Consider the following 17,784-nt stretch of genomic DNA (forward strand, 5'->3'; position numbering starts at 1 on the left):
TCGGCGCGGGCATAAGGTATTGCGCACTTGCCGCCCCCTCTTTAATTTTGGCCAAAGAGGGGGCGCAGACTTAATTTTCCCCTTTTCCTACATGGAACACGCTGTTTGGCGACATCCCGAACACCTCCGGCGCGTACAGCGCTTCCACCCGCGTCGGCGGCAGCTTGAAGGCGCCGGGGTTGTTCAGACGCATGGTGTAGCTGGCTTTCAGGCCGCCGCGCGGCACGTAGCCGTAGTAGGCGCGGTAGCCGGAGAAGCGGCGCTCCACGTAATCGGCGGGGTCGCCGTCGTTGTCCGCCTTGGCGTTGATCGCGGAATCCCGACCCAGGCCGGAGCCCAGGATGGTGGCGCCGGCCGGGATCGGGTCGTTGACCACCACCCAGGTCATATCGCTTTGCGCCTGGATCTCCAGCGTGACTTTGACCACGTCGCCGGGCTGGTACTGGCCGCTGGCTTTCTGGCTGACCGGGCTCAGCGTTTTCTTAATGCTGTAGCCGGCGTAGCGCGGGGTTTTGAGCACGATGGCGGCCTCGGCCTGGACCGTGGTCCATGGCGCGCCGCCGCCGGCGTGTTTGAGCTGCAGGCTGCCGCCGCCCGCGGGCCAGGGCAGCAGGCCCAGCGCCTTGACGCCGTCCTGCGGCCAAGCCAGGTTCAGTTTGGCGCTGCCCAGCGCGGCGCTGGTCTGGCCGCTGACCGGCGTGGTTTCGAACTGACGCGAGAATTGCGCGACGGCCAGGCTGCCCCACAGATTGGCGGTGGTGGTGCCCCAATGGCCTTTTTGCTGACGCCCCAGCAGGCCGGTGAGCAGGCGCGGCATGTCCGCCTGCCAGCCCGGCAGCTTGCGCACCGTCAACAGCAGCTTGGCGGCGTTGACGTCGGCGCTGCCCATCAGCCACCAGGCGTTGTCGCTGGCCTCGGTGCTGAAGCCCATGCGCGTGCCCTGGTAGGTGAGCCGCGCGCGTAGCAGGTTCTCGGTCTCGCTCAACCGCGCGGCGCGCTGCGGGATGTCGGCGGCGCGGTTCAGCAGCGCCAGCCAGTCCACCAACATGGCTGTGCTCATTTTCTGCGGGTTGAGATCCAGCACGTCCAGCATGGCCGGACGGAAGCGGCCGTAGCGCGCCAGCGCTTCCATCGCGCTCAGACGGCGGGCGTCGGCATCTTGGCGGCCCAGCGGCAGATCGCGTTTGAGCCGCCCCTCGACGAAGGCGGACAGGCCGTCCAGCAGCCGCGCGCGCTGGGCTTCGGGGATGGAGACGCCGGCTTCGTGGGCGGCGGCCAGCAGATAGCTGCTGAGGATGTCGCTGCCGCGATCCGGCGCGCCTTCGGCCAGTGGGAAGTAGGCGGCCAGGCCGCTGCCATCCAGGTATAGCGGCAGTTCGCTCATCAATTGATCCCAACGCTTGGCGTCGGACAGGCCCAGCGCCACCGAGCTACGCTGTTCCAGGCAGACATAGGGGTAGTCCTGGAACCAGCGGCGCAGGCCGGGCAGTTCGTTGCCCAGCTTGGCTTGCAGGCTGACGCGGATGCCGCCGCGGCCGGGCAGGGCGCCCGGCGGCAAGGCGACGGGGATGCTCAGTTCCGGCGCCACGCGCTGCAGCGTGGCCTGCTCCACGGTGATGGGCACCGCCGGCTCTATCTCTTGGCGCACCGCCAGCTTGTCGGCGGCCTTGCCGTCCACTTGCTGGGCGCTGAAGCTCCATTTCAGTTCCTTGATGTCGTTGGGCACCGTCACCGGCCAGCTCAAGAGCCGCGCCTCGCCCACCGGCAGGCTGATTTCCTGCGGCGGCAGCGCCGGCAGGCCGGGCGCGCCGGCCTGGATCTTGACCTTGAGCGGCTTGTCGCCGCCGTTGCGCACGGTGACGCCGGCACTGAACTGGTCGCCTTCGCGCGCCAGCGGCGGGATGCCGGAGCTCAGCTGCAGGTCCTGGGTGACGTTGAAGCCGGCTTCGCCGGTGCCGAACAAATCATTGCCCGCATCGGCCACCGCCACCAGGCGGAAGCGGGTTAGCGCGTCGTTGATCGGCACTTTGACGCGGGCGCTGCCGTTGGCGTCCAGCACCACGCGGGGCTGCCACAGCAGCAGGGTGTCCAGCAGTTCGCGGGTGGGCGCCTTGCCGCCGCCGCCGCCCGGCGGCAGCGATTTGCGGCCGTAATGGCGCTTGCCCACCACTTCCAGTTGGGCGGTGGCGGTTTCCACGCCGTAGCTATGGCGCTGGTACATGGCCTGCATCAGTTCCCAGCTGCGGTTGGGCTGCAATTCCAGCAGCGCCTCGTCCACCGCGGCGAAGGCCACTTCGGTGCCGGCCGGCGCCGGCTTGCCGCCGGGCAGCTTGACCTGGATGGTCACGTCGGCGGTTTCGCGGATGCCGTAGCTCTTGCGCGCCGGGCTCACGGTGACGTCCAGCCGCTTGGCGGCGTCGCCCACCTGGATTTCGGCGATGCCGTATTTAAAGGCCGGCCGCGACAGGTCCACCATGCTGGTGGGCGGGGTATAGTCGCCGCCTTCGTTCCAGTAAGCGTCCCACCACTCGCTCGGGGTTTTCCAGCCCCAGGTGAAGAAGGAGTACCACGGCACTTCGCGCACGCGGCCGCGCACCGCCAGCACCGAGACGTAGACGTTGGGCGTCCAGCCTGGTTCTATCTTGAGCTCGATCACCGGGTTTTTGCCTTCCAGCTCCACCACTCGGGTTTCGATCACGCCTTCGCGTTCTATCGCCAGCCAGGCGGTGGCTTTGCGGAAGGGCATGCGCACCTGGAAGCGGGCGGTTTCGCCGGGGGCGTAGCTGATTTTTTCCGGGAGGATGTCGATGCGGTCGTTGTTGTCCACGTCGAACCACAGCTCGTCGTGCTTGCTGACCCAGACCGATTGCGCGCTTTGCGCCAGATTGCCGTTGTCGTCGGCGGCTTCGGCGATCAGCTCCATATCGCCGGCGTCCTTGAGGTTGATTTCGCAGAACATCAGGCCGCGGCCGTCGGTACTGCCGCTGCACACCTTGCCCTTGTCGTCGGTCTCTTCGTTGTGGTCCCAGGCGTAGAAGCCGCCCACCAGCCGCTTGCGGCTGGACAGATAGCGGTGTTCGCGCAGGCTGATCTTGACGTTCTTGCCGGCCAGCGGCTTGCCGGCGGTGTCCAGCACCACGGCCTTGAGCTGCAAGGCGCGGCCGGCGGTGATCCAGCTGTCCACGCTGATGCCCACTTGCAGGCCGGCCGGCCACAGCGGAATGCGGCGGGTCAGGGTTTGCACTTCGCCGTTGGGGTCGCGGTAGGCGGCCTCGGTGACCAGGTCGTAGCGGCGGTCCAGCTTGGGCAGCTTGTCCAGCGTGGCCTTGCCGTTGCCGTTGGCGTCCAGTTGCAGCGCGGACTTGTCCAGCAGCACCTTGCCGTCCAGCGAGGATTCGGCCTGATCGCGCTGACGCTGCGGCGGCGAGAAGCTGTAAGCCTCATAGCCCTTGATGCGCTGATAGGCGTCGGCCAGCATGGCGCTGACTTCCACCGGCCAGCCCTTGGCCGGGCCGCCGTTGCCCCAGGACAGGGACACATTGAGCGGCAGCTGCTTGGGCGCGATGCCGGCGTTCTTCACCGTGGAGATGCGGCCGGTCATGGTGGGCAGGCGGAATTCCTCCACCCGGAAACCGCCGCTGCGCAGCGAATAGCCGTCCAGCTCCGGGTTGGACGGTTTGTCCTTGTCGTCCGGGCCGCGCGCGCCCTTGCGTTCCAGATACAGCGTGTATTCGCCCAGCTTGGCTTCCTTGGGCAGCGCGTAGCTGCTTTCCGCGTAGCGGCCGTTGCGCCAGCTTAGCGGCAGGCTGATTTCGTCGCCGCTGCCGTCGTGGACGATGCGCAGTTGCTGAGGCAGCTGGCCGGGCTTGAGCTGGGCCAGGCCGCGGCTGACCTGGGTGCGCAGCAGGTGCTTCATCGACACGGTTTCTCCGGCGCGGAACAGGGCGCGATCCAGGATGGTGTGGGCCAGGATGTTGGGGCTGTCGCTCCACTGGGTGGGGAAGGGGAAGCGCCAGGATTCGATGCCGCGGTTCCAGCTGGAGCGCGCGAAGGACACGTCGTCGTTGCCCTTGGCGTCCTTGGCCGCAGCGGTGATGAACAGACCGGACAGCTCCTCGTTGTCGCAGTTGCCGGCCGGCAGCACGGATTTGACCGCGGCCACGCCTTTGGCGTCGGTTTTGCCGGACCACAGCGCGTTGCCTTTGCAATCGTAGATGTTGACGCGGGCGGCCGGCACCGGCTTGCCCTTGTCTAGCGTGGTCACCCACACCGCGGCGTTTTCCTTGGAGCTTTTGAAGTGCACCGCCATATTGGTGACCAGCGCGGCGGTGCGCACATACATGGGTTTGGAGCTGGCCAGCAGCGATTTGCCCAGCAGCCGCGAGGATACTTCCACCACGTAGAGGCCGGGCTTGGGTAGGGGGATGCCCACCACTTCGAACGGCCATTTCCCCTGCTTGTCCGGCTGGCTGGGCAGCTTCAGCGGCTGAGCGGCTGGTTCCTTGGCCAGCAGCGACAGGCGCCGGCTTTCTATGGTCTTGTCCTTGCCGGCGGGCAGATAACTTTCGTGATAGCGCAACACCTTGGCCAGCCAGGCCATCATGTCCTGGTCTTTGTTCAGCCGCAGCGCCTGGCCGCCCAATTGCACGGATTTGATGTTAAGATCGCCCTCCACCCCGCGCAGGGTGATGGGCAGCGCCGCGTCCGCGCCGGACTCTATGATGCCGAACGGCGCGGCGGCGAATTTGGCCAGCGGGGGATAGTCGGCCAGCTTGATGGCCAGCGGGAAACGCTCCGCGTTGACCAGCGGCCGGCCCACCTCGTCGCCAAAGTCCTTGGGCAGCTTCAGCGTCAGCGTTTCCAAGGGCGGGAACGGCGGCGCAAAGCTGATGCTGTCCACCGGCTCGCCCTTGCCGCGCGCTTCCGCCTGGGGCGGGCGTTCTGCGCCGGCGCCGCTCAGACGCACCGCCATCGCCAGTTTTTCCGGCACCGGCGAGCTGAAATTGAGGGTAATGGGCTTGAACGGAATGCACGCGCCTTTAGCGTTCTCACGCAGGCAGCTCATGCTGGCGCTGAACGGCGGCCGCACCTGGTAATTGAGCCGGTCCGGCGTGGCCGCGCCGCGCAGGTGCGCCAGGGTGAGCTTGCTGTCTGGCGCCAGGCGCTGGCCGCAGCGCAGCGTCAGCACCTTGGCGGATTGCGATTCCAGCTTCAGATGCTTGAGCAGTGCCGCGCGTTCGCCGGCCGGCAGGGGCTGGACCGGGATGCGTTCCGGCAGGCTGGAAGATTGGCAATACAAGGACGAAGCCGGCACGCCAACACCGTTGAATTGCAGCACGAAGGCTTGGTCTTCCTCGATGCGGCCGTTACGCGGCCAGCGTTCCACCACGACCGGCGCGCCGGTGTAGAAACGGAAGCTCAGGCCAGTGTCCACGGCCTTGCCTTGCAAGTCCTTGAGGCCGGATTTGGGCGTGAAGCGGCAGTCGGTATTGGCCGCCGGGGTTTCGGACACGTCCAGCACCCAGGTCTTGTCGTCAACCCAATGGCCCTTGGCTTTTAGGCCGCAGCTCCAGGCGAACGGCGCCGGCGCGGCGCTATTGCCCAGCGGAATCATGCTGCTATTGAAGGTGGCGCGCACCTGCTGCACTTCTTTGACTTCGCCCTGGGGGCTGAAGGTGGTGACGCCGGCGGCAAGAGCGGCGGCGCAGGCGAAACTCAAAAGAGCGGGGGCAAGGCGGAATGGCAAAGACATGGGCGAAGCTCCGGAAAATACCATCGCAATTATACGCGGCTGGAGCGGCGGCAAGGAAAGAGATGTAAGCGCTAGATGTAAAAAAGACCGGCGCCGGCCGGCCCTTTTGATCATGGGTGGAGCGGGTTTGAAGGAATTTCAGGTTTTCGTGATTTTCACTTCCCGGCCAAGCCGGCTGGGAGGGGGAGATGAGACGTGGCGATAATGATTTTTATTTGATATTTCTAATGAAAACAAAATGTTTTGAATGCCTAGCGTGAAGATTCACATCCGCAAATTACGTAGTTATACGGATGGGCTGGAGTGGTGTTTGTCATAGAATCGCCCACTTTCAAGAAAAAACGCATTCTAAGTGTCGCACTTTCAATTAAAGCCGGTGGCCTGCCTGTGCAAGCGGTCAACCGGGGCCTTGCTCGCATCGCTAAGCGCGCTCTGTCTGGCCGCGCCGGCCTGGGCGAAACTGCCGGCGGAGTTGCCGTCCCCTGATCAACAGCTGATTTTGCAACAAGAACGCGAACGGACACTGCAAGAGCAAGTGCAGCCGGCGGCGCCCGATGTGCGCCTGCCGCGCCAGGCCGATGCGCTGGCGGACTATCCCATTGGCGAAGTTCCATGCTTCGTCATCCGCGAGCTCAGGCTGGAGGGTGAACTGTCCGAGCGTTTCCGGTGGGCGCTGGCCGCCGCCGACGCCGCCGGCCGCTGTCTGGGCGCGCAAGGGGTGAACCTGGCGATGAAGCGGGTGCAGAACGCCTTGATCGCGCAGGGCTACGTCACCACCCGGGTGCTGGTCAAGCCGCAGGACTTGAAGCCGGGGGTGCTGACGCTGACGCTGATTCGGGGCCGCATCCACGCCATTCGCTTCGCCGAGCCGGCCTCGCGGCGCGCGCGCTGGTTCAACGCGCTGCCGGCGCGGCCGGGCGATGTGCTCAATCTGCGCGATATCGAACAAGCGCTGGAAAACTTCAAGAGGGTGCCGACGGCGGATGCCGACATTCAGATAGAGCCGGCCGGCGCCGACGGTGAAAGCGATTTGGTGATCGCCTGGAAAGAGGCTTTGCCCATCCGCCTGTCTTTGAGTTTGGACGACGGCGGCAGCGACGCTACCGGCCGTTATCAAGGCAGCGCCACCTTGTCGTTGGACAATCTGCTCACCGTCAATGACCTGTTCTATTACAGCCAGGGCAAGGATTTGTTCCAGCATGATCCGCTGGGCTCCAAAAGCCGCTCGCTGCATTACTCGCTGCCCCTGGGTTATTGGCAGCTAGGCCTGACCCTCAACGATTACCGCTACCACCAGACCATAGCCGGCGCCAACGAGAAATACCTATACCGAGGCGACAGCGAGAACAGCCAGCTAAGCCTGTCGCGAGTGGTGTATCGCAGCCAGGCGCACAAGACCACGCTCAGCCTGCGCGCCTACCAGCGCAAATCGCGCAACTTCGTCGAAGACACGGAAATCCGCCTGCAGCATCGGCAGACCGCCGGCTGGGAGCTGGGGCTGAACCAGCGTTCTTATCTGGGCGACGCCACCTTGGATGCCGGCCTCAACTGGCGGCGCGGCACCGGCATGCTGGGCGCCTTGCCCGCGCCGGAGGAAGAAACGGGCAACGGCGGCTCTCGGGCCAGCATCGTGACCGCGGATCTGAGCTATACCCAGCCGCTGCAAATCGGCGCGCAAAAGCTGCGGCTCAACAGCCAATGGCGCGGGCAGTGGAGCAAGGGCGCGCTAGTGCCGCAGGACCGCTTCGCCATTGGCGGACGCTACACCGTGCGCGGCTTCGACGGTGATCTGAGCCTGTCCAGCGAGCGCGGCTGGCTGTGGCGCAACGAGCTGTCCTGGGCAATGGGCCCCAGCGGGCAGGAACTGTATCTGGGCCTGGACCTGGGGCGCGTCGGCGGCGCCGCAAGCAGCCAGCTGATAGGCCGGCAGCTGGCCGGCGGCGCAGTCGGCATGCGCGGCAGCCTGTTCAAGCGTCTGTCCTACGACATGTTCACCGGCTGGCCTATCCAGAAACACGCCGGCTTTCATACCGGCGCCGCGTCGGGCTTCAGCCTGAACCTGCAATTTTGATCTTTGAATTCGGGGCCGGCGGCAACGCTCTGCGTTCACGGCCTCGTCCTTGTCGAGAGTTTTGGCCATGAACCGTCTTTGTTACCGTCTGATTTTCAACCGCGCGCGGGGCCTGATCATGGCCGTCGCCGAAATCGTCAAGCCGATGGGCGCGGGCGGCGGCCGCTCCGCCGAGCCGGCGGCGGCCAACCGGCGCTTGGGCGTGACCCTGCGCGGCATTGTCTGGGCCAGTTGGTGCGCGCTGGCTGGAACTTCCGCGCTGGCCGGCGGCATCGTGGCGGACCCGAACGCGCCGGCGGCCCAGCGCCCCAGCGTGATCAACACCGCCAACGGCCTGCCGCAGGTGAACATCCAGGCGCCCAGCGCCGCCGGGGTGTCGCGCAACCAGTACAGCCAGTTCGACGTCGACAAGGGCGGGGCCATTCTCAACAACAGCGGCACCAGCGTGCAGACCCAACTGGGCGGGTGGATTCAGGGCAACCCCAACCTCAACCCGGCCGCGCCGGCGCGGGTGATCCTCAACGAGGTCAACAGCGCCAACCCCAGCCAGCTGCGCGGCTTCCTGGAAGTGGCCGGCGGCCGCGCCCAGGTCATCGTGGCCAACCCCTCCGGCATTCTCTGCGACGGCTGCGGCACCATCAACGCCGGGCGCATGACTCTGACCACCGGCCGTCCGGAATTGAATCCGGACGGCAGCCTGGCCGGCTACCGGGTGGAAAGCGGCACCATCCGCATCGAGGGCGCCGGCATGCAGGCCGGCAGCACCGAGTACGCAGACCTGATGGCGCGGGCGGTGGAAGTGCGGGCCGGCATCTGGGCGCCGCAGCTGAGCGTCAGCGCCGGCCGCAACCGCATCAGCGCAGATCGTCAAAACGTTCAGGCCCTGGCGGCGGACAGCGCCGGACGGCCCGGCTTCGCCATCGACGTGGCGCAGCTGGGCGGCATGTATGCCGGCAAGATCCGCTTGTTGGCCACCGAGGCCGGCGTCGGCGTGCGCAGCAGCGGACAACTGAGCGGCGGCGAGCAACTGAAACTGGACAGCGCCGGCCAACTGACTCTGAACGGCCGCCAAAACGGCGGCGATATCCAATACCACGCCGCCGGCGACATCGAACACGGCGGCGCCAGCTACAGCCGCGGCAAGCTGGAGTTGAGCGGCGACGCCGCCCTGCGCCAGAGCGGCACCGTGGCGGCGGCCGGCGATGTGAAAGTCAGCGCGCGCGACATCGTCGCCAGCGGCGATTTCGCCGCCGGCAGCGATGACAAAGGACAAGTGGGCACGACTGGCGCGCTGAGCCTGAAAGCCGGCAACAGTCTGCAACTGAGCGGCCACGCGCTGGCCGGTTCCAGCCTGAGCCTCAACGCGGCGGCGATAAACGCCGCCGACGCCAAACTGCGCGCCAACGATAGCGTGAGGCTGACGGCGGAGAACGGGCTGGGGCTCAGCCGCGCCAGCTTGAACACCGGCCGCTTGGTGGTCCAGGCCGGCGGCCGCATCGATAGCGACGCGGCCACGCTGCAAGCGGGGCAGTGGCAGGCCAGCGCCGCCGCGCTCAACAACCTGGGCGGCGTGTGGGAACAGATAGGCCAGGGCAGCGGCGACTTCCGCATCGGCCAGCTGCTGGACAATCGCGGCGGCCGTATCGAGGCCGACAGCCTGGCGTTGAGCATTGGCCGGCTGGACAACGGCGGCGGCAAATTGCTGGCCTTGGGCGACACGGCGCAGTCCTGGAGCGTGCGGCAAGATCTGAGCAATCAGGGCGGCCTGATCGGCGGCAACGGAGACCTGAGCCTGAGCGCCGGCAGCTTGGACAATGCCGGCGGCGCCGTGCAAAGCGCCATCGCTTTAACGCTGACCACGGAGCGGGAACTGGACAACCGAGGCGGCGCGCTGTTGTCTGGCGCCGCTTTGAAACTGGACACGGCGCAGCTGGACAATAGCCGAGGGGGGCGGATAGACGGCGTCGGGTCGCTGACGCTCAAGGCGACAGGCAAGTTGAACAACCAGGCCGGCGCCATCCACGGCAGTGCGGACGTTGGCCTGCAAGCGGGCGAGATTGACAACGCCGGCGGCAAGGTGGAGAGCGAAAGCGCGTTGACCCTTCGTTCCGATGGCGGGCTGGACAACAGCGCGGGCAAGTTGCTGAGCAACCGGGACCAGAAGATAGAGGCCGCGAGCCTCAATAACGGCGATGGCGAGATCAGCAGCCGACAAGCGCTGACGCTGCGAGCGGGCGTCTTGGGCAATCAGGGCGGCGGCATCGTCAGCTTGGGATACGGAGATATCCAACTGGCCGCGCTCGACAATAGCGGCGGCAAGCTGCAAAGCGGCGGCGCTCTGGCCGTGCGGGTCCAAGGCGAACTAGGCAACCGGGAAGGCCGCATCAGCGCTCAGCGCGCGATGCGGCTGGACGCCGGCGCGCTGAACAATCGGCAAGGCACCCTGGCGGGCGGCGAGCGCATCACCGTGCTGGCAGGCCAGATGGACAATCAAGGCGGCGCGGCGGCCAGCCAGCACGGCCTGACGCTGACGCTGGGCGGGCTTAACAACCAGGGCGGCCAGATCCAGACCTTGGGCGATCTGGCGCTGGACGCCAGCGGCCTGCTGGACAATCAGGACGGCAAGCTGGTGGCGGACCAGGGCCAGCGCTTGCGCGCCGGCGAGCTGGACAACCGGCGCGGCCAGATCAGCAGCGGAATGGATCTGACGGTGGACGGCGGCCAACTGAGCAACCAGCAAGGCAAGCTGATCAGCCGCGGCGACGCTTATTACCAACTGGCGGGGCTGCATAACGTGGAAGGCGAACTGCAGAGCGGCGGCGCGGCGCGGTTGACCATCAGCGACGCGCTGGACAACAAGCAAGGCAAGATCGTGGCGGACCAGGGGCTTGCGCTGCAAGCCGCCTCTGTGGACAACGCCGGCGGTCTGCTAAACAGCCGCGGCGCGCTGGAACTCAAGGCCGGTACGCTGAGCAACCGCTACGGCAGCCTGCTGAGCCTGGGTGACGTCAGCCTGGGACTGAGCAGTTTCGACAACCAATACGGCCAGATCCAAACCACCGGCGCGCTGGAGGCGGAACTGAGCGGTCAGATCGACAACCGCCAGGGCAAGCTGATTTCCAATCGCAATCAGAAGCTGAGCGCCAGCCGGCTCCACAACGAGGGCGGCGCGGTGAACAGCGGCCAGGCGCTGAGCCTGACCGCCGGGCAATTGGGCAACCAGGGCGGCAAAATGGCGGGGCAAAGCGGCCTCAGCCTGGACTTGCAGCAGGACTACGTCTTCCGCGACGGCGAGACGCTGGCCAGCCAGGGGACGCTGAGTTTCCGCACCAGCGGCAGCCTGCGCAACGAAAGCCAGTGGGCCAGCGCCGGCAACGTCAGCCTGCAAGCGGCCAGTTTCAGCAACGCCGCGGGCGCCAAGCTGGCCGCCAGCGGCCGCCTGGACATCAATAGCGCCGGTCAGGCGGTCAACCAGGGCCGGCTGGACGCGGAACAACTGACGCTGAACGCAGCGGCGCTGGACAACAGCGGCATGATCAGCGGCCGCGACGTCACGGTGAACGGCGGCGTCATCGACAACCACGGCGGCCAGGCGGTGCTGGCCGCCACCCGCAGCCTGAGCCTCAACGCCGGCACCCGCCTGAGCAACCGCGACAGCGGCTACATCTACAGCGGCGGCGCTTTGAGTCTGAGCAGCGGCGACCTGATCGAAAACATCTCCACCGCGATAGAAGCCGAAGGCGACGTTGCCATCCGCGCCGGCCGGTTCAATAACCAGCGCACCCACGTCAATATCCAGCGCGCGGCGGAAAGCGAGAACTATAGCTGGTACAAGTACAACTACTACTTTGATGTGTTTGAACGGGTGGGCGGCTGGGATTGGTCGGCCGTCACCAAATCCTTGCCGGTCAACGACGCGGAAGCGGCCAAAACGCGATACGGCACCATTCTGCAAGTGAATGAAGCCAAGAAGCAGGCCCTGGTTCGCTTCCAGGGCACTCAGGAACGCTGGGTCAATTACAACGCCATCAAGAAGAACGACAGCGGCGGCTACGACATGACCTTCTACCAAGGTTACAGCTGCTTCCAAGGGGCCGCCTGTCCCTATGAGCACACGGTGTGGCGCGAAGTATGGTCCGGCAGCAACGAACAATGGAACCCGGCCATTCATATCAATCCGCTGGAGCTGGATTTTGTCGACCCCGGCAACAAGTTCAACTTGCGCAGCCGTTCCGCCAGCGGCACCAAGACCCGCGACAAACTGATCTCAGCCGGCGAAGTGGCCAGCCTGAGCGCCGGCGGCAATATGACGGTGAACGTCAGCGGGCAATTGCTGAACGACGCCAGCCGCATCGCCGCCAACGGCGCCGTCACCATCAACGGGGCGGACAATGGCGGAGGCGACGCGCGCGTGATCAACCGCGCTTACTCCGTCAACGAGCGCACCCAGGAAACCGGCACGGACCACTACGACCGCAACACGCGGCACTGGTACCCCACATACACCCAGGACAAAACGGTGGCGTTGCAGACCATAGACGCCACCATCGCCGGTCATCAGGGCGTCAGCGTGCGCGCGCCCAGCATTGAAAACGTCACCGTCAATCCGGCCCAGGTCAGCGTGGCGGAAGCGGCCAAGGCCGCCGCGGAAGCGGAACCGGCGCGCTGGGACAAGCAAGACGTGGCAGCGGCCGCGGGCTCCGCCGCGGCCGGCGCGAAAGCCGGTCCGCTCAAAGGCGGCGCAGGCCAGCCTGGCCTGTTGGACCGCCTGCCCAACAACCAGCTGTTCCAGCAAAACCCCAGCCCCACGGCCTCCTATCTGATCGAAACCGATAGTCGCTTCACCCAGTACAACAACTTCATCAGCAGCGACTACATGCTGAAGCAGTTGAACTACGATCCGGTGGGCGCGCACAAGCGCCTGGGCGACGGCTATTACGAGCAAAAGCTGGTGCGCGACCAGATCCTGGCGCTGACCGGCCGTCCGTCTCTGCGCGGAGAGGACGCCACCGAACAATTCAAGACGCTGATGAACCAGGGCGTGAACGTGGCCAAGGACTTCCGCCTGACCACCGGCGTGGCGCTGACCCCGGCGCAAATCGCCGCTTTGCAGCAAGACATCGTCTGGATGGTCAGCGAAACCGTCAACACCGCCAACGGCCCGCAAACCGTATTGGTGCCCACCGTCTATCTGGCGCACAACACCGTGAGCCTCACCGGCGACGGCGCGGTGATCGCCGGCAAAGACCTTAGTCTGTCCGCCGCCAGCCTGAGCAATAGCGGCAAGCTGCAGGCGGACCAAAGCCTGGTGGCCAAGGCCGATGTCATCCGCAACACCGGCGGCCTGATCCGGGCCGACACCGTCAAGCTGTTGGCGGACAGCCTGACGCTGGACACCGATTTGCAAAACGCCGGCCGTCAGGCCGCCGTCAGCGGGCGCGACATCAGCTTAAGCGGCCAGGACATCGCCCTGCTGGGCGCCAAGGCCGATGCGACGGAGCTGCTCAGCCTCAGCGCCAGCAACAACCTGACCTTGAGCACCGCGCGCAGCCGCAAGGAAGGCAGCGTGGACCTGATCGCCGGCAGCATGGGCAACCGCGACGCCACGCTGGGCGCCGACGTAGGCGGCAGCGGCGTCGCCACCGTCAGCGGCGTGTGGGAGACCGCGCAGGGCAGCAGCCTGCAATCCGGCGGCAAGCTCAACTTGAGCGCGGGCAAGGACCTGACGTTGACAGGCTCCAGCGCCCAGGCCAAGGGTCAGCTCAATGTCAGCGCCGGCAACCGGCTGTCGGTGTTGGCCGACAAAACCACCAACAACACCAAGCTCACCGCCGATAGCGCCAGCTCTCGCGTGGAGGCGCGCTATCAGGCCGATACGCTGATTGCCAGCCAGCTCAGCGGCGGAGCCGGCGTGATCGCCGTGGCCGGCCAGGAACTGAGCGTGCAAGGCAGCCGAGTCGCCAGCGATCAGGGCCAGGTGCTGTTGTCCGGCACCCAAGTGGACATCGGCGCGACGGAGCGCCATGTGGAAATCGACGACTACGAAAACAACCACATCGGCCAGACCCGCAGCCAGCGCCAGCAAGCCATACGCGACACGCAAGCGCAGGGCAGCCAGATCGGCGGTCAGCAGGGTGTGACCATCCAGGCGCGCAAGACGGACCTCACCGTGCAGGGCAGCGAACTGGCCAGCGACAACGGCGACCTCAAGCTCAGCGCCGCGCGCGATATCCGCGTGGGCGCGGCGGAAGAAAGCCACAGCTTCCAGGAGCAAGCCGCCAGCACTCGCAAAAACCTGGCCAACAGCAAGCAAAGTCTCAGCCAGACCGATGAACGGCAAACGCTGGCCAAGGGCAGCAGCTTGTCCGGCGAAAGCATCAGCCTACAAGCCGGACAGGACCTGACCGTGGCCGGCAGCAGCGTGGCCGCCACTCATGACGTGGACCTGGTCGCCGGCCGCGACGTCAACGTCACCACAGCGGAAAACCGCCAGTACCAGCAGCATGACGAAAGCGTTAAACGATCCGGCCTGCTGGGCAGCGGCGGCATCGGCTTCACCATCGGCAGCCAGAAACAGCGCGACCAGGTGGGCGAAACCAGCGTCAGTCAAACCAATAGCACGGTGGGCAGCGTACTGGGCAAGGTCAATATCGACGCCGGCCGCAATGCGCTGATCAAGGGCTCCGACCTGGTTGCCGGCGGCGACATCGACGTGTTGGCGCAGAACATCCGTGTCGAAGACGTGGCCAACCGCTATCAGCGCGACGAGAAGCACGAAGCCAGCAAGAGCGGCCTCACCGTGGCGCTGTCCGGCGTGGTGGGCGCCGCCGCCAACACCGCCGTGCAGCAGGCGCAGGACAGTAAAAAAGCCAGCGGCCGCCTGGCCGCGTTGCAAGGCGTTCAGGCCGGCTTGTCAGGCTATCAGGCTTATCAGGCCTACCAGCAGGAAGCGATGAAACCGGCGGCGGAACAAAGCTTTGTCGGTATCAGCTTGTCCGTGGGCAACCAGCAAAGCCAATCCCACAGCCAGCGCCAGCAAAGCCAGAGCCAGGGCAGCCAGCTCACCGCCGGCGGCAACCTCAGTTTGACCGCCACCGGCAGCGGGGGCAAAGACGCCCAGGGTCAGGCTCAGGACGGCGACATCAGCGTCACCGGCGGCCGTCTCAAGGCCGGCAAAGACCTGACGCTGGACGCGGCGCGGGACCTGCAGCTGCAAGCCGGCCGCAATGAAGACTCTCAAAGCGGCGGCAACAAGAGCAGCGGCTGGAATGCCGGCCTCAGCATCGGTGTCAGCAATGGCAGCGCCGGCATCTCCATCTTCGCCAACGCCAACAAGGGTCGGGGCAAGGAAGAGGGCCAGGGCAGCCGCTGGAACGAAACCGTGCTCAGCGCCGGCGACACCCTGAGCCTGCAAAGCGGCCGCGACGCGAGCCTGACCGGCGCCAGCGCCAGCGGCAAAACCGTGGTGGCGGACATAGGGCGCAACCTGACGTTGCAGAGTCTGCAAGATCAGGACCGCTACCACAGCGAACAAAGCAACGCTTCCGCCGGCGCCAGCTTCACCTTTGGCAGCATGAGCGGCAGCGCCTCCATCAGCATCAGCCGTCAAAAGGCCAACAGCGACTTTGTCAGCGTGCAGGAGCAAACCGGCCTCTACGCCGGCCAGGGCGGTTTCGACGTCAAGGTGGGCCGCCACACCCAGCTGGACGGCGCGGTGATCGCCAGCACCGCCAAGGCGGACAAAAACACGCTGGACACCGGCACGCTGGGCTTCAGCAACCAGCACAACCAGGCGGATTTCAAGGTGGAGAGCCAAAGCTTCGGCATCAGCAGCGGCGGCAACATCACCGACACGCTAAAAGGCACGCTGATGAGCCAGGGCGCCAGCAGCGTGCTGGGCGGCGGCAACAGCAGCGGCCACGCCGAATCCACCACCTACGCCGCGGTCAGCGAAGGCGTGATCAAGGTCCGCGACCAGGACAAACAGCAACAAGACCTGAAAGACCTGAGCCGTGACGCCGAACACGCCGCCAATGGCCTGAGCCCGATCTTCGACAAGGAGAAGGAGCTCAACCGCCTGCAGGAAGCGCAGCTGATTGGACAGATTGGCGCGCAAGCCACTCAGATTGTTGTCACTCAGATGATGATGAAGGCGAATGAAGACTTGCGGCGCAATCCCGAATATGCGAACAGCGAAGACTATAAGAAGCTGAACGCTAAATGGGGTACCGGTAGTGACTTCCAAAGAGCGGCCCAAGCTGCCACCGCCGCGCTGCAAGGCCTGGCCGGCGGCAATGTGCAAGCCGCCCTCAGCGGCGCCGCCGCGCCTTACCTGGCTGGCGTAGTTAAAAACCTGACCGATGGCAATAAAGAAGCCAATGTAATGGCGCACGCCTTGCTGGGCGCGGCGCTGGCGCAGATGAAGGGCGAAAGCGCGGCAGCGGGTGCTGCGGGCGGCGCAGCGGCTCCCGTCGTGGCAGAATTGCTGCTTAACCAACTATACCCAGGGAAAGCAGTCAAGGATCTCAACGAGTCCCAGAAACAGACCATTTCCGCGTTGACCACGATGGCGGGCAGCTTGGCGGGTTCGTTGGCTGGGGGTAATAGTGCCGGTGCGCTGGCAGGGGCACAGACGGCTAAGAATGAGGTGGAGAATAACACTTTAGGGTTTGGGGGTGATTTTGGGTTTTGGTTAGGGAAAGTTCCAGATTGCGATCTGAGTTGTAAGGCAAAAATTGCCAGTGACACGGCAAAGGCAAATTTAGTTGTTTCTGCTAGCACCGCAGGAGCAATGACAATTGTAGCTGCAACTCCAGAATTGGCTGTTGCAACGAAGGCGGTTTTGGACGCGTGCAAAACCAATCCAGTGCTATGTTTAAATGAAGCTGGTATTTTTGTTGCTGAAGCTGCTGCTCCTGCAGGTTTAAGTGTTGCTGGGGCGACTGGAGTTGGGCGTAGTAAAGATGCAGCAAAAGCCGCCTTAGTACAAGCAGAAGCAATAGTTGGTACAGCTGCTGCGAAGTCTGTAGTTAAAATGCCAATGCTTCCTGCTGGGAAACAAGGGCTTGTGATTAAAAATGCCCTAGAGCCCCATGAGTACGCTCAAGCGCTTGATATTGTGAAGTATAAAGGTGGTACATTCAAAGGGGCCGAGACGGCAAGTTTTAAAGGTATCGACGGTTGGTTGGATGGAACTCCTGTTCAGTTGAAAGTTGTTGAGGGGAGTAATATAAATTCCATTAGAAGGAATATTACTAAAGGCGCGAACAACATGGAGAAAGGAGGCTATCAAGGAGATTTATATATTGACGCAACTAAAACAGGTGTTGGTATGGTTGATATAGTTAAACACTTTGGGGTTGGCTCACCAGTTTCCAATGTGACCAAGGAGGGAGTGGTTAAACATATTTACATAAAAACAGTGGACGGTTGGCTGAATGTTACTGGTGGTGCCATATCTAAAGGAAGAAAATGATGTCCAATGAACTGATGATTCCCGTGTCGGAATTGCCAGATTTTAATGATTTTTTAAAGATTGTTACGATTGGGTTTGAAGGGTTGGGTGTAAGAAAAAATCAGATAACTGTTGGAGTAACATTAGGTGTGGGGCCTGACCTGCTTGAGCAGGTGCTGTGCGTTTGCGATCACGATAGTGGTTTTGTCTGTTGGATAAGCTTTTGTTACTTTCCCCCTGAAGTTAGAGAGGAAGCTGAGATGGACTTGCCATATGTGGCCGGTTTTTCTGCTAAAGGGGAGGGTAATTTAAAATTTTTGACAGTTGTGGCTGGTGTTGTGGCCAAAAGTCAAGGGAGAGTGGTTTATGATGATGGGTATATGTTAAAAAAACAAGAAGTGTATTCAGTCGAAGAGTTGAAGCTGATGGCCTGCTCAGCGTTTAATGAATTGTATGGGAAATGATGCCTTGTCGTATGCTTGGGATAAGGTTGCTGTTGGCCTGGGA

At 64.1% G+C, this 17,784-nt stretch carries 4 protein-coding genes; 3 read left to right on the forward strand and 1 reads right to left on the reverse strand.

Going from position 1 to position 17,784, the window contains the following annotated elements; all coding sequences use genetic code 11:
- Positions 1-70 precede the first annotated feature (70 nt).
- Positions 71-5,752: an alpha-2-macroglobulin family protein gene (locus HA052_RS03680; RefSeq protein WP_240937257.1), complete on the reverse strand. Its 5,682-nt coding sequence runs from the start codon at positions 5,750-5,752 to the stop codon at positions 71-73.
- Positions 5,753-6,161: 409 nt separating this feature from the next.
- Between HA052_RS03680 and HA052_RS03685 the strand changes: the two genes are divergently transcribed.
- From HA052_RS03685 to HA052_RS03695, 3 genes are all read left to right on the forward strand, one after another.
- Positions 6,162-7,823, forward strand: coding sequence for a ShlB/FhaC/HecB family hemolysin secretion/activation protein (locus HA052_RS03685; RefSeq protein ID WP_166450814.1), 1,662 nt, complete (start codon positions 6,162-6,164; stop codon positions 7,821-7,823).
- A gap of 67 nt (positions 7,824-7,890) precedes the next feature.
- The gene (locus HA052_RS03690; RefSeq protein WP_166450815.1) at positions 7,891-17,298 is read left to right on the forward strand and encodes a hemagglutinin repeat-containing protein; all 9,408 of its coding nucleotides are present in this window, start codon (positions 7,891-7,893) and stop codon (positions 17,296-17,298) included.
- On the forward strand, positions 17,298-17,741 hold the full coding sequence (locus HA052_RS03695) for a hypothetical protein (RefSeq protein WP_166450816.1): 444 nt from the start codon (positions 17,298-17,300) through the stop codon (positions 17,739-17,741). The genes HA052_RS03690 and HA052_RS03695 overlap by 1 nt, the downstream gene beginning before the upstream one ends.
- Positions 17,742-17,784: the final 43 nt, after the last annotated feature.

The organism is Chromobacterium fluminis (assembly GCF_011602385.1).
Lineage (GTDB): Bacteria > Pseudomonadota > Gammaproteobacteria > Burkholderiales > Chromobacteriaceae > Chromobacterium > Chromobacterium fluminis.